This is a genomic window from Nocardioides cavernae, assembly GCF_016907475.1.
Taxonomy (GTDB): Bacteria; Actinomycetota; Actinomycetes; order Propionibacteriales; family Nocardioidaceae; genus Nocardioides; species Nocardioides cavernae.
In genome coordinates, this window is record NZ_JAFBCA010000001.1 from 979,635 (window position 1) to 992,420 (window position 12,786).

Here is a 12,786-nt window from a genome sequence, read left to right on the forward strand (position 1 = left end):
GAGGAGACGTCGCCGCCCCCGAACCGTGACGCCGAGGCGACGGACAGGATCGGACGACCTCACAGCCAGCCGCGGTCCTGCGCGATCCGGGCCGCCTCGCTGCGGGTGGTGGCGCCGGTCTTCCCGATCGCCGCGGACAGGTGGTTGCGGACCGTGCCCTCGGAGAGGTGCACGCGGGCGGCGATCGTGGACACCGGGGACCCGTCGAGGGCGTGGGTCAGCAGCTCGCGCTCACGTCCGGTGAGCGGGCTCGGTCCGTCGATCAGCGACTCCGCGGCGAGGTCCGGGTCGATGACCCGCAGGCCGGCGTGGACGCGTCGTACGGCGTCGGCGAGCTGGCGGGCCGGGGTGTCCTTGACGACGAAGCCCGACGCCCCCGCCTCGATCGCCCGGCGGACGTAGCCCGGCCGGCCGAAGGTCGTGACGACCAGGGACCGCACGCCGGGGAGCTCGCGTCGTACGGCCGCGGCGGCGTCGATGCCGTTGAGGCCGGGCATCTCGATGTCGAGCAGGCACACCTCGGCTCCCGAGGCGCGGGCGGCGTCGACCACCTCGTCGCCGCGACCGACCTGGGCCACGACCTCGAGGTCGGACTCGAGGTCGAGCAGCGCGGCGAGCGCGCCACGCACGAGCGCCTGGTCGTCGGCGAGCAGCAACCTGATCACGGCAGGGCCACCTCCACCCGGGTGCCGGGAGCGGCCGGACCGACGGCGAGGGTGCCGCCGACCCCGGTGACGCGCTCGCGCATGCCGCGCAGGCCGTTGCCCTCGGCGCCGTCACAGCCGGAGCCGTCGTCGGTCACGGCGATGCCGGTCGGGCCGAGCTCGATCACGACCGACCGTGCCTGCGCGTGGCGTACGACGTTGGTGACCGACTCGCGCAGCACCCAGGCCAGCAGCGCCCGGTGGCGCGGGTCGGTGTCGGCGACGGATCCCTCGACGGTCGTGGTGATGCCAGCGTCCGCGAGCACGCGGGGTGCGGCGGCGAGCTCGGCCTCGAGGTTGCCGGCGCGCAGCCCGCCGACCGTCGCCCGCACCTCGGCCAGCGCCTGGCGTGCGGTGGCCTGGATCGACTCGAGCTCCTCCTTGGCACGCTCGGGGTCGATGTCGATGAGCCGCGCGGCGAGCTCGGCCTTCACCGACAACGCCGTCAACGAGTGCCCGAGCACGTCGTGCACGTCGCGGGCCACCCGCTCGCGCTCGATGACCACGGCGTGCTCGCGGAGGGCGGCGTTGGCGACGTACTCACGCTCGCCGAAGAGCCGCAGCATCACGCCCCCGATCATGACCGGCCAGAGCATCAGGAAGAAGAAGGTCGGGAAGCCGTCGATGTCGAGCAGGGACAGCAACGGGAAGGCCGCCCAGAGCCCCACGGCCCACTTCCACCACGGCGCCGGCAGCTCGAGCGCCGAGAGGATCGCGAGGTAGGGCGTGAACGAGATGACCCCGATCCCGATCACCGGCACGGTGGCCAGCGCCAGCGCCAGCATGATGCCCAGGGCCCACCACGAACTGAGGCGGGAGGAGTAGCCGAGCACGTTGGCCACCGCGAAACCGGCGATGCAGAGCAGCGCGACGACCTTCGCCGGGATCCCCACCTCGGACTCGACGACGGCGATGACCGGGAAGGCGAGGAACACCAGCCAGATGGCGGCGAAGGCCCACCCCCACTTCTCCCAGGGGTTGTCGGGGAGCGGCGTCGCCGTCACGTGCGCGCCCGGCTCCGGCGTACGCCCCACAGCGCCACCAGCCCGAAGATCACCGTCCACGCGAGCACGTTAGCGACCGGCAGCCACAGCGGGTCGCGGCCGCCCACCGGAAGCCACCCGTCGGTGAGCGGGAAGCGGGCCAGCGTGACGTAGCCGTAGAGGGGCGTGAACCGACCGAGGTCGAGCATGAAGCCGCTCATGGGCGTGAAGACGTTGCCCAGGAAGGCCAGCACCACGATCATCCCGGACGCGATGCCGGCCGCGTTGTTGCCGCGGAAGACCAGGCAGACCGCCAGGCCGTACACCGCGAAGAGCGCGGAGCCGAGCCAGACGAGCGCGCCCGACAGCACCCAGTCCGACCAGTCGCCGCGAGCGCCGGTGGCGGCACCGATGGCGAAGATCGCGAGCACCGGCACCGCTGCCACCGTCATCGCGACGCCGGCCTTGGCGGCCACGAAGGCGACCGGTCGCATGGGCGTGAGCCCGAGCTGGCGGCCCCAGCCCATCACCTGCTCGGTCGCAGCGCTCCCGGCGACGCTGGTGGTCGCGGTGACGGCGCCGTACGCCGCCATCGAGATCATCACGTACATCCCGACGTTGCCGCTGCCGACGGGGTCGTCGGAGCCGATCCCGAAGACGAGGTACATGAACGTCGGCAGCCCGACGACGAAGAACATGCCGATCCGGTCGCGCAGCTGGCGACGCAGGTCGAGGCGCGCGTAGGTGACCATCGCCGGGCGGGGGGTGGGGCGCGCCCCGCCCGCGACGCGGGTGGTCGCTGCCGTGGTCTGGGTGGTGGCGGTGGTCGCGGTCATCGTGCGGCTCCGATCGGCTCGTTGTCTGCGGTGAGGGCGAGGAAGGCGGCCTCGAGGCTCGCGGCCGAGACGTCGACGTCGGTGACGCCCAGCGGCTCGAGGGCGGTGCGCACCCGGGCGAGCCAGTCGGCGTCGATGCCGTCGGTGTCGACCACCTCGGCCGGTGGCCGGAAGGTCAGCGTGCGACCGCCGTACGCCGCCCGCACGTCGGTCGTCGCGGCGTCGTGGACGATGCGGCCGTGGTTCATCAGGACGGTGCGCTCGGCGAACTCGTCGGCCTCGGCGAGGTAGTGGGTGGCGAAGACGATGGTGCGGCCGAGCGCGGCGTCCTCGCGCATCGCCCGCCAGAACTCCTGCCTCGCACCGACGTCCATGCCGGTGGTCGGCTCGTCGAGGACGACCAGGTCCGGGTCGGGCAGCAGGGCGAGGGCGAACTTCAACCGCTGCTGCTCACCGCCCGAGCAGGCCTCCACCCGTCGCCCGGCCAGGTCGGCGAGCCGCGCGCGGTCGAGCACCACCTCGACCCGGTCGGACCGGCCGTGCAGGGCGGCGATCGCCCGCACGGTCTCCTCGACGGTGAAGTCGTTGAGCAGGCCACCGGTCTGCATGACCGCGGACACCAGCCCCTGCCGTACGGCGTCGGCCGGCGACGTGCCGTAGACCTCGATCGACCCTTCGTCCGGCGCGGTGAGGCCGAGCAGCATGTCGACGGTCGTGGTCTTGCCGGCACCGTTGGGGCCGAGGAACGCCACGATCTCCCCGGGCTGGACGACCAGGTCGACGTCGTCGACCGCGACCACGGCGCCGCCGTCGGTGGATCGGAAGGCCTTGCGCAGCCCGGTCGCGCGGATGGCTGGGGTTGTCATGCTCCTAGCGTGTCGGCGTACGGCCTCGCGTCCCTGACCGAAGTGTCACGACCTGCCCGTGACACCTGTCATCCGCCGAACGCTGTAACGCCGGGTTGGTGGCCCTACCCACGGTGGTGCAAGGCAGTGGGTAGTCGCACCAACCCGGCGTTACAAGCAGTACGCCGATCAGCGGAGCAGGTTCAGAAGGACGCCTCGTCGAGGTCCATCAGGTCGAGGGTGGTGGCCTCGGCGATGGCGCGCTCGGCGCTGATCTTCGGCAGGTTGGTCTGGGCGAAGAACTGGGCGGCGAGGACCTTGCCCTCGTAGAACGCCTTGTCCTTGTCCGACACGTCGCCGGCCAGCTTCTCCAGCGCGACCTCGGCCTGGCGCAGGAGCAGCCAGGCGCACACGACGTCGCCGAGCACCATCAGCAGGCGGGACGTGTTGAGGCCCACCTTGTAGATGTTGCGCAGCTCCTCGGCCGACGACATGAGGTCGTTGATCATGTGGCCGACGATCGCGTTGGCGTCCTCGAGCGCGGTGGCGAGCAGCGCCCGCTCATTCTTGAGGCGACCGTTGCCGGCCTCGGAGGCGATGAAGCCCTCGATCTCCTTCGCGAGGTGGCCGAGCGCGCGGCCCTGGTCCTTGACGATCTTGCGGAAGAAGAAGTCCTGGCCCTGGATCGCGGTGGTGCCCTCGTAGAGGGTGTCGATCTTGGCGTCGCGGACGTACTGCTCGATCGGGTACTCCTGCAGGAAGCCGGAGCCGCCGAAGGTCTGCAGCGACTCGGTGCCCAGCAGCACCCACGAGCGCTCGGAGCCGTAGCCCTTGACGATCGGGAGCAGCAGGTCGTTGACCGCGGCGGCGAGGCGGGCCTCGTCGGAGTCGGTGGTGCCCTCGTGCTCGGCGATCATCACCTGGTCCTGCCAGGTCGCCGTGTAGAGCACCAGCGCGCGCATCGCCTCGGCGAACGACTTCTGGGTCATCAGCGAGCGACGTACGTCGGGGTGGTGGGTGATCGTCACGCGGGGCGCGGTCTTGTCGGCGGCCTGGGTGAGGTCGGCGCCCTGGACCCGCTCCTTGGCGTAGTCGAGGGCGTTGAGGTAGCCGGCCGAGAGGGTGGCGATGGCCTTCGTGCCGACCATCATGCGGGCGTTCTCGATGACCTGGAACATCTGGGCGATGCCGTTGTGGACCTCGCCGAGCAGCCAGCCCTTGGCCGGCTCGCCGCCGCCGACCTGCGGGTCGCCGAAGGTGACCTCGCAGGTGTTGGAGACCTTGATGCCCATCTTGTGCTCGACGTTGGTGACGTAGACGCCGTTGCGCTCACCGGTCAGCTCGCCGGTCTCGGGGTCGAAGTGGTGCTCCGGCATCCAGAAGAGCGAGAGGCCCTTGGTGCCGGGGCCGCCGGCGCCCTCGACGCCCTCGGGGCGCGCGAGGACGAGGTGCATGATGTTCTCGCTCATGTCGTGGGTCGCGCTGGTGATGAAGCGCTTGACGCCGGTGATGTTCCACGAGCCGTCCTCGTTGGCGACGGCCTTCGCGCGGCCGGCGCCGACGTCGGAGCCGGCGTCGGGCTCGGTGAGGACCATGGTGCAGCCCCACTGGCGGTCGACCATGTGCTGGGCGACGGCCTTGTCGCGCTCGTTGCCGTTGCGGTGGACGACGTTGGCGAACGCCGGGCCGGCGGCGTACATCCACACGGGCGCGTTGGCGCCGAGCACCATCTCGCCGAGCGCCCAGATCAGGGACGAGGGGGCGGGGGTGCCGCCCATCTCCTCGAAGACCTGGAGACGCCAGAACTCGGAGTCCATCCACGCCTGGTAGCTCTTCTTGAACGACTCGGGCACCGGAGCGGTGTGGGTGGCCGGGTCGAAGACGGGCGGGTTGCGGTCGCTGTCCTCGTAGGAGGCGGCCAGGTCCTCGCGGGAGAGGCGCTCGACCTCGCGGAGGATCTCGCGAGCGCTCTCGCCGTCGACCTCGCCGAAGGGGCCGGTGCCGAGCACGGCGTCGCGGCCGAGCACCTCGAAGAGGTTGAACTCGATGTCGCGGAGATTGGTCTTGTAGTGGCTCACAGCTTCCACCTGTTCCGTGTGCGGTCTGCGGTCTCGGGGGCGAGCCCTACTGAGTAGTTCTACTCGCCAGTAACTAAAGGATGCCTCGCAACCGGGGTTCGCGCAACACGAACGCCGAAAACCCGGACCGGACGGCGGGGTTCGACGTACGACATCGCCCACCGCGGCGGTGCAAGGACACGCCGTGGGCTAGATCGGTTTTGTCTATCACCCTAAGTATGTCTACCCTTTCACCTGACATACCCCAGTCGCACGACTAACTGGTCGCCACTCAGTCCCGGAAGGACCCTGCACCATGCGCAAGCTCATCGTTCTCGGCGTGGTGGGCCTCATCGCCCAGCTCATCGACGGCTCCCTGGGCATGGCCTACGGCGTGACCTCCTCGACGCTGCTGCTCGCAGCCGGGGTCGCGCCCGCCGCCGCCTCGGCCGCTGTCCACTTCTCCGAGCTCGGCACCTCGCTGGTCTCCGGCGCCTCGCACCACAAGTTCGGCAACGTCGACTGGCGCACCGTGTCGATCCTCGCGGTCCCCGGGTTCGTCGGCGCGTTCCTCGGGGCGACGCTGCTGTCCAACATGGACGCCGCGGTCGCCAAGCCGGTCGTCGCCGTGATCCTGCTGAGCCTCGGCTTCTACGTCGTCTACCGCTTCCTGCGCCTCGGCGGCGCCCGTCCGACCTTCAAGGGCCACCCCTCCGCGATGTTCCTCGCCCCGATGGGCCTCGTCGCCGGCACGCTCGACGCCGTCGGTGGCGGCGGCTGGGGTCCGGTCGGCACCACGTCGCTGCTCTCCAGCGGTCGGCTGGAGCCGCGCAAGGTCGTCGGCTCGATCGACACCTCCGAGTTCGTCGTCGCCGTCGGTGCGTCGCTCGGCTTCCTCCTCGGCCTCGGCTCCCAGGGGATCAACTGGGGCTACGCCGGCGCGCTGCTCGCCGGTGGCGTGATCGCCGCCCCGATCGCCGCGTGGCTGGTCAAGCACCTCGCCGCCCGCGTCCTCGGTGTGGCCGCCGGTGGCCTGATCATCCTCACCAACTCCAAGACGCTGCTCGAGGCCGTCGGCGTCCCGGGCGTCGGCGTCGCCGTCACCGCCGCGGTCATCTTCGTCCTCTGGGTGTCCGGCATCGTGTGGGCCGTCAAGCAGGAGCGCCTGTCCCGGGCCGCCGTCCGTGCCGACGAGGCGGAGCTCGAGACCGTCACCGCCTGACCCGCTCCGCCCGTCGACGTACGCCGTCTCCGCACCCGCGGGGGCGGCGTACGCGCGTGCGTGCGGGCTCCGTGTCGACCAAGAGCAGTGACTCTGCCGACATATCTGACAAACTGGGCATATGCGCGTCTCCGCCAAAGCCGACTATGCCCTCCGGGCCCTGATCGAGATCGCGGTACGCACCGACGGGACCGCGGTCAGCGCCGAGCAGCTCGGCAAGGCGCAGGGCATCCCGCACGGATTCCTCCAGGCGATCCTCGCCGACCTCCGACGTGCCGACATCGTGGTGTCGCAGCGCGGCCAGTCGGGCGGCTGGCGCTTCGCGCGCAAGCCCGAGTCGGTGACGGTCGCCGACGTGATCCGCGCGGTCGACGGGCCGCTCGTGTCGGTCTACGGCCTGCGCCCCGAGGCGGTCGAGTACGACGACAGCGCGAAGGTGCTCCAGCACGTGTGGATCGCCGCCCGGCACTCGCTCCGGATGGTCTTCGAGCAGGTCACCATCCAGCAGCTGGCCGACGGCACGCTGCCGCAGGCGGTCTCGGCCCTCACTGAGGACGACGACGCCTGGCAGCCGCACTGACCGCCAGCGTCAGGCGGCCGGCCTCCGGTCGAGCATCCGGCGTCGCCGGGACACCTTGGCGAGCCGGCGGTCGAGGCGCGCCTCCTCCTCCATCAGCGCGATCCGCGCCACCTGCGCGGCCAGCTGCTCGTCGCTGAGCCGGGCGGGCAGCACGTGCGAGCGCTCGTCCTTCACCAGCGACAGCCAGGCGCGCGGCGGGTCGGTGAACCCGCTGGTCGCCACGAGCACGACGCGGAAGTCCGCGAGGCCGTCGAGCGCCAGTGCCGCCTGCTCGGGCGTCGCCCCGAACCACTCCGGCATGCTCACGAAGCAGTCCGTGCCGGTCTTGCGGGCGCGTCGGCACACCCGTGCCCACGATCCCTCGACGTCCTTGCGCCGGAGACCGGCGGCCCGGTGCGCGCGCAGGATCTCGACCTGGGCGTGGGCGAGGGCGTCGGCGTCCACGGCGGGGGTCCGGACGCCGCCGACCGCCAGCGCCTCGGTCATCGACTGCACGTCCACCGGGTCGGGACCGAGGTGGAGGATGAAGAGTCTCTTCGCCATGGCGCGAGCCTCGGCCACGCGCCCGACCCCTGCGTGAACACCGCGCCACGGGCGGCCGAACTCCGCCCGTCGCCCGAACCGGTGCCTACGGTGGTGTGACGCGACGGGGCTCCCGTGCGTCTGTACGGGTGACGCCGATCAACCCAGGGAGAGACATGCCCCGCACGCAGGAGGAGTTCGAGGAGTTCGCGGTCGCGCGGACCCCTCAGCTCTACCGAGCCGCGTGGCTGATGTGCGGTGACGCCCACCGGGCCGAGGACCTCGTCCAGGAGACGCTGGCCAAGGTCTACGTCCGGTGGCACCGTCGCCTGGGCGGACCGATCGAGCACCCGGTCGCCTACGCACACACGACGTTGACGCGCACCTACATCAGCGCCCAGCGCCGTCGCAGCAACCACGAGACGCCGGTCGACGACCTGCCCGAGCGGGTCGAGCAGGGTGGGGACGCCGCCACCACGCTCGCCCTTCGGGCCGCCCTCGCCCAGCTCGCACCACTGGACCGCGCGGTCCTGGTGATGCGCTTCCTCGAGGACGTGTCGGTCGCCGACACCGCGGACGCCCTCGGGGTCAGTCCGGGTGCCGTGCGCAACCGCACGCTCCGCGCCCTCGACCGTCTCCGTGCCGTGCTGGGTCCGTCCCTCCGCGACCTGCTCGAGATCTAGGAGAACCCATGTCCACCGACGACACCGGCGTCACCGAGCTCCTCCGCCGTGCCAGTGACGGCCTCACCCCCAACGTCGACCGCCTCGTCAGCGGCGGCATTGCCCGCGGACGCGCTCACCGGCGCCGCGCCCGGATCGGTACGACGGTCGCCTCGCTCGCCGTGATCGGCGTCGTCGGCGGGGTGGCGGTCGTCGTACCCCGACTCGGCGAGGCCGACAGCGCCAGCTCCGGGGTGGCGGATCGCCCCGACGCGGTCACCTCGCGCGCCGCCGACCCTGACCGGCCGCCACCCGCCGACGAGCTGCGGGCACTGGTCGACCCGGACGCGATGGCCACCACCCTGCTGGCGATGACCGGCGCGTCCCGGCTGGACTCTTACGCCGTCGACGCGACCTCGGCCGACCTCCAGCGCGTCGCGCACGTCGTCGTCGACGGCGCGGAGGTGTCGTTCCGGATCCGGTGGTACAACAATCCGCTCGTCGTGGCGGACGGTGGTGAGCCGCTCCCGCCCAGCCACGTCTGCGACCCCGCGCCCGACACGGACTGCACCACCCTGCCCGACGGCTCGCGGCTGCTGCGCGAGGAGGTGCGACCCGCGGGTGGCACCGGCGTGCCGACCTCCTTTCAGGAACGCACGCTGACGCTGGCCACTGCGGATGGCTGGCAGATCGACGTCATCGCCCGCAACACCTCCGGAGAGAAGGAGGGTTCGGTCATGTGGGACCAGCCTGTGTTGACGATGGAGGAGATGCAGGCCATCGCCACCAGCGACGCCTGGTACGAGTGAGCCTCAGTCGACCGGGACCGCCCGCAACCAGCTGACCAGCGGGCGCAGGGACTTCCAGTCGGCGCGCACCCGGTCGACGAGCCCGGCGTCGATCGCGTCGGCCTCGAAGCCGTAGGACCGGCCGACGAAGAGCTGCTTGCGCCGCAGCAGGTGGATGCGCGGGTGGTCGGTGTCGTAGCCGCGTGGCGACGTCTTCAGCTGCTCGCCGCCGACCTCGAAGCCGTCCTTCTCGAGCCGCTTGAGGAGCCGGTCGAGGGCTGCGCCGGTCTTGTCGTCGGCCATCGCGTCGCGGATCGCGGCGAGGGTGGGTCCGTCGGCGTCGTAGAACCCGGCACCGACCCGCGTGCCGCGGGGCGAGATCTCGAAGTACCAGCCCGTGCGTGGGCCGGCGGCGACGAACGCCCCCTGGTGGGTCTTGTAGGGCGTCTTGTCCTTGGCGAACCGGACGTCGCGGTATGGCCGGAACACCTTGGCCGTCCCGAACTCCGGCTCGAGGGCGGCCATCAGCGCCTTCGTCGGCGCCTCGACCGACTCCTTCCAGACGTGCTTGTGGCTCTCCCAGAAGGACTTGGTGTTGTCCATCTCGAGGTCGTCGTAGAAGTCGAGCGCGGCGACGGGGAATCCGGTGAAGCTCACGTCAGGATACGTTAGCCCAGACGTGCTGGTCGCCCTTCTCGCCGTACGACGCCAGCGTGAGCACGCCACCGCCGCAGGTCGGCTCGCCGAGGAAGGCGTTGCCGGTCGACGGGGACTCGTAGGCGACCTCGAGCGTGCGCTGCGGTGTCCAGCGCATCAGCCGCGCCGGCTCGTCGGGACCCTGCGGGTCGCGGACGAAGAAGACCGAGTCGCCGCAGGGGACGGCGGTGCCGGTGGTACCCGGCCCGAGGTCGAAGAAGGTGCCGTCGGCGGAGGCGTGGAAACGGGCCTCCTCCTGCCGGCGGGGCTTGGGCACCTCGGACCACACGGCGCCGTCGGCGGTGGCGGCGACGTCCCACGCCGTGCAGTCGTCCGGCCCCTTGAGCGGCTGCGGCACGCCGCTGCCGTCGAGGAGGTTGGCAGTGCGACAGGCCACTGGGCGGGTGTCGTCGAAGGTCATCACCCCGACCCCGTGCTCGCTCGCCGTGAGCCCGGAGAAGCCGCTGCGGTCGGGGGCGCACCAGCCGTCCTCGCCGTTGCTGTCGGCCAGGGCCGCGGTGGCCAGGCAGTAGGCCCCGCCGTCGCCGTACGTCGGGAAGTGGAGGTCGCCGGCCGTGAGGGCCCACGAGCCGCCGCTCGCCGCCGGGGGAGTGGCGACCTCGCCCGTCTCGCCGGTGGCGAGGTCGACGACCGCCACCTCGCTCGGAGCGGTCTCGGCCTTGTCCTGCCGGACGACGACGGCCCACTCCTCGCTCATCAGGACCTCGGAGATCGTGCGCCCGCGGCCGGCCACGACCGTCACGGCCTTGCCGTCGCGCGCGAGCTCGACCCGGGTGTCGCCGGCGTCGCCGAGCGCCTCCCACTCCGGTCCCTTGATGTAACGGGTGCCGGCCTCGACGCCCGTGTCCTGCCAGTCCAGCGGGGCGGCTGCGGGCTCGGCCTCGACCGGCTCGTCGACCGGGCCACCGCTCGGCAGGTCGGCGGGCTCGTCGGTGCTGCTCGCGCTCGGTGACTCCGTGTGGCTCGGGTCGTGGCTCGCGTCGTGGCTCGGGTCGTCGCCCGGGCCGGGCTCGTCGGTCCCGGCGCAGCCGGTCAGCGCGAGCAGCAGCGCCAAGGTGGCCGTCGTACGTCCGCGCACGTCAGACGCCGATGTTGTGCTGGAAGTGGGCGAGGTTGGCGCGGAACGAGCGGTAGGCGTTGCGCCACTGCACGCGGCCGATCGCCGGCTCGCTGGGGTCGAACTTCGACTGGTCCCACGGCTCGAAGTAGCCGAGCTGCGGGTTGCCGCCCGGGTTCTGGTCGAAGCCGCGGCCGACCTGGAAGTGGCCGCTCGCGTCGTCGTCGAGGTAGGGGTAGTACTGCGTGAGCAGCGACGGGTGGAGGACGACGGGCGCCTGGTAGTCGTGGATGTGGCGCATCATCAGCCGGTACCACTGCTTGAAGCTGAAGTCGCTGATGTCGAGCACGACGTAGGGACCGGCATGGGTGTCCTCGTCGTAGTCGGTCTTGTTGTTGACCACGCGCACCATGTCGGAGATCGCGGTGCCGGCTGTGGTGGTGCCGAGGCGGCGGGCCCAGTAGGACTGGTTCTTCCGCTTCTCCTGCGAGCCCCAGCCGATGGCCTGCATCGTCGCCGGGCCGCACCAGTAGGTGTTGTTCTGGGCCTGGGCCACCTTGCTGCTGAGGATCTTGGAACGCTTCGGGTAGGACTCCCCGAAGCCGCCGCGGGCCTCGACGCCCGCCGTCACCTCGGGGTGGCGCGCGGCGAAGCCCTCGGGCAGCGGCACGCCCTGGATCTCGTGGCGGAGCATCCAGACCTTGCCGACCGACCGGGCCGCCATCGTCAGCTCGGCGCGCTCCGCCTCCGTGCGTGCGGTCGACGTACGCGACTGGGCGCGGGCCAGCAGCCCGTCGGCGTCCAGGTCGCCGGTGCGCTCGGTGGCGCGGGCCGTGGGGCGGGTCTCCAGCCGCGCCGCGAGTACCTCTTCGGACTGGTTGGTCCAGCCGAAGCCGAAGTAGCGCTGGCCCTCGAAGGTCGCGCACCGCACCGACGCCTGCGCGATCGCCGTACGCCCCTCCGCGCGGTCGAGCGCCGCCCCCTCGGCGAGCACGCGGTCGATCTCGGCCCGCATCGCGGGCGTGACTCCGCCGCGGCTGACGGCGCCGGGAGCACGGGTCGTCTCGGCGGTCGGGGCGATCTCGCCGCGGTCGTCCTGCCCGCCGTCGGGGAGGAGCGGGACGGCGCCGAGGGTGAGCGCGAGGGCCGCGGCGGCGATGGTCACGGGGTGGCGCCAGAGCGGGCGCGAGGCGTCCTCGTCGGCGATGCGGTGGGCGACCTTGCGGAGGGTCGGGCGGGGAAGTGCAGGCATGGGGGAAGACCTTCGATCCGAGACAGACGGACGCCTCACTGTCCTCTTTGGCCCCAGAAGTCGCAAGTCTCACTCCTGCCCCATCCGGGGGATGTGGGCGACGCGCTCGATCCGTCGGAGCGGTGCGTGAGACAGGTTTTCGCGCCCCAGAACGTGCGTCACTCACCGCTCGTACGACGACACGCCGGGGCAGCGGGCGGTGCGTGAGCGACATTCCGCGGGCCGGGAATGTGGGTGGGCCACCGCCCGGGGCGGGGACACGCCGGGGCGCGCCGGCGGGCGGTGCGTGAGCGACATTCCGCGGGCCGGGAATGTGGGTGGGCCACCGCCCGGTGCGCCTGCTGGAGACAAACGTGGATGGAGCGGATGACGAGATTCGAACTCGCGACATCGACGATGGGCAGAGCGTCGCGCTCGGCGCGACTACCGAGAGACAGGTGCGCCTACCTGGAGACAAACGTGGAGCGGATGACGAGATTCGAACTCGCGACATCGACGATGGGCAGAGCGTCGAGCTCGGCGCGACTACCGAGAGACAGGTGCGCCTACCTGGAGACAAAC

13 protein-coding genes are annotated in these 12,786 nt (G+C 71.6%); 4 read left to right on the forward strand and 9 right to left on the reverse strand.

The annotated features are described in order from the left end of the window. Positions 1–59: 59 nt before the first annotated feature. The 5 genes from JOD65_RS04575 to JOD65_RS04595 form a co-directional block, all read right to left on the reverse strand. Positions 60–665, reverse strand: coding sequence for a response regulator transcription factor (locus JOD65_RS04575; RefSeq protein WP_191193541.1), 606 nt, complete (start codon positions 663–665; stop codon positions 60–62). Next, positions 662–1,768 carry a sensor histidine kinase gene (locus JOD65_RS23910; protein ID WP_191193540.1) on the reverse strand — a complete coding sequence of 369 codons (1,107 nt, stop codon included), beginning with the start codon at positions 1,766–1,768 and terminating at the stop codon, positions 662–664. Before JOD65_RS23910 ends, JOD65_RS04575 begins: the two co-directional genes overlap by 4 nt. Beyond that, complete coding sequence (locus tag JOD65_RS04585) at positions 1,705–2,523, reverse strand: ABC transporter permease (protein ID WP_224747126.1); 819 nt, start codon at positions 2,521–2,523, stop codon at positions 1,705–1,707. Before JOD65_RS04585 ends, JOD65_RS23910 begins: the two co-directional genes overlap by 64 nt. Further along, positions 2,520–3,389: an ABC transporter ATP-binding protein gene (locus JOD65_RS04590; RefSeq protein ID WP_191193539.1), complete on the reverse strand. Its 870-nt coding sequence runs from the start codon at positions 3,387–3,389 to the stop codon at positions 2,520–2,522. Before JOD65_RS04590 ends, JOD65_RS04585 begins: the two co-directional genes overlap by 4 nt. A gap of 182 nt (positions 3,390–3,571) precedes the next feature. Then, positions 3,572–5,446: an acyl-CoA dehydrogenase gene (locus tag JOD65_RS04595; protein ID WP_191193538.1), complete on the reverse strand. Its 1,875-nt coding sequence runs from the start codon at positions 5,444–5,446 to the stop codon at positions 3,572–3,574. 295 nt (positions 5,447–5,741) lie between these two features. Here JOD65_RS04595 and JOD65_RS04600 point away from each other — a divergent pair, with 295 nt between their 5' ends. Continuing rightward, entirely contained in the window at positions 5,742–6,647 is a 906-nt protein-coding gene (locus tag JOD65_RS04600; RefSeq protein WP_191193537.1) for a sulfite exporter TauE/SafE family protein, read from the forward strand. A 121-nt stretch (positions 6,648–6,768) separates the two neighbouring features. Continuing rightward, complete coding sequence (locus tag JOD65_RS04605) at positions 6,769–7,227, forward strand: RrF2 family transcriptional regulator (RefSeq protein WP_191193536.1); 459 nt, start codon at positions 6,769–6,771, stop codon at positions 7,225–7,227. Positions 7,228–7,236: 9 nt separating this feature from the next. On the opposite strand, the gene JOD65_RS04610 is transcribed toward JOD65_RS04605, so the two are convergent. Beyond that, positions 7,237–7,770 (reverse strand): hypothetical protein, encoded by a 534-nt coding sequence (locus tag JOD65_RS04610; protein ID WP_191193535.1) that lies wholly within the window; start codon positions 7,768–7,770, stop codon positions 7,237–7,239. Between the two features lie 155 nt (positions 7,771–7,925). Here JOD65_RS04610 and JOD65_RS04615 point away from each other — a divergent pair, with 155 nt between their 5' ends. Both JOD65_RS04615 and JOD65_RS04620 read left to right on the forward strand, forming a co-directional pair. Continuing rightward, positions 7,926–8,432 carry a SigE family RNA polymerase sigma factor gene (locus tag JOD65_RS04615; protein WP_191193534.1) on the forward strand — a complete coding sequence of 169 codons (507 nt, stop codon included), beginning with the start codon at positions 7,926–7,928 and terminating at the stop codon, positions 8,430–8,432. An 8-nt stretch (positions 8,433–8,440) separates the two neighbouring features. Continuing rightward, positions 8,441–9,220, forward strand: coding sequence for a hypothetical protein (locus JOD65_RS04620; protein WP_191193533.1), 780 nt, complete (start codon positions 8,441–8,443; stop codon positions 9,218–9,220). A 3-nt stretch (positions 9,221–9,223) separates the two neighbouring features. On the opposite strand, the gene JOD65_RS04625 is transcribed toward JOD65_RS04620, so the two are convergent. Genes JOD65_RS04625 through JOD65_RS04635 form a run of 3 tightly spaced genes read right to left on the reverse strand, consistent with a single transcriptional unit; the run spans position 9,224 to position 12,225 of the window. After that, positions 9,224–9,856 (reverse strand): DUF2461 domain-containing protein, encoded by a 633-nt coding sequence (locus tag JOD65_RS04625; protein WP_191193532.1) that lies wholly within the window; start codon positions 9,854–9,856, stop codon positions 9,224–9,226. 1 nt (position 9,857) lies between these two features. Beyond that, positions 9,858–10,994: a hypothetical protein gene (locus JOD65_RS04630; protein WP_191193531.1), complete on the reverse strand. Its 1,137-nt coding sequence runs from the start codon at positions 10,992–10,994 to the stop codon at positions 9,858–9,860. Position 10,995: 1 nt separating this feature from the next. Next, on the reverse strand, positions 10,996–12,225 hold the full coding sequence (locus tag JOD65_RS04635; RefSeq protein WP_191193530.1) for a C39 family peptidase: 1,230 nt from the start codon (positions 12,223–12,225) through the stop codon (positions 10,996–10,998). Positions 12,226–12,786: the final 561 nt, after the last annotated feature.

Coding starts and splice junctions, on each gene's coding strand:
- JOD65_RS04585 (WP_224747126.1), bottom strand. CDS start 2,523: ATGACCGCGACCACCGCCACCACCCAGACCACGGCAGCGACCACCCGC.
- JOD65_RS04590 (WP_191193539.1), bottom strand. CDS start 3,389: ATGACAACCCCAGCCATCCGCGCGACCGGGCTGCGCAAGGCCTTCCGA.
- JOD65_RS04600 (WP_191193537.1), top strand. CDS start 5,742: ATGCGCAAGCTCATCGTTCTCGGCGTGGTGGGCCTCATCGCCCAGCTC.
- JOD65_RS04605 (WP_191193536.1), top strand. CDS start 6,769: ATGCGCGTCTCCGCCAAAGCCGACTATGCCCTCCGGGCCCTGATCGAG.
- JOD65_RS04610 (WP_191193535.1), bottom strand. CDS start 7,770: ATGGCGAAGAGACTCTTCATCCTCCACCTCGGTCCCGACCCGGTGGAC.
- JOD65_RS04615 (WP_191193534.1), top strand. CDS start 7,926: ATGCCCCGCACGCAGGAGGAGTTCGAGGAGTTCGCGGTCGCGCGGACC.
- JOD65_RS04620 (WP_191193533.1), top strand. CDS start 8,441: ATGTCCACCGACGACACCGGCGTCACCGAGCTCCTCCGCCGTGCCAGT.
- JOD65_RS04635 (WP_191193530.1), bottom strand. CDS start 12,225: ATGCCTGCACTTCCCCGCCCGACCCTCCGCAAGGTCGCCCACCGCATC.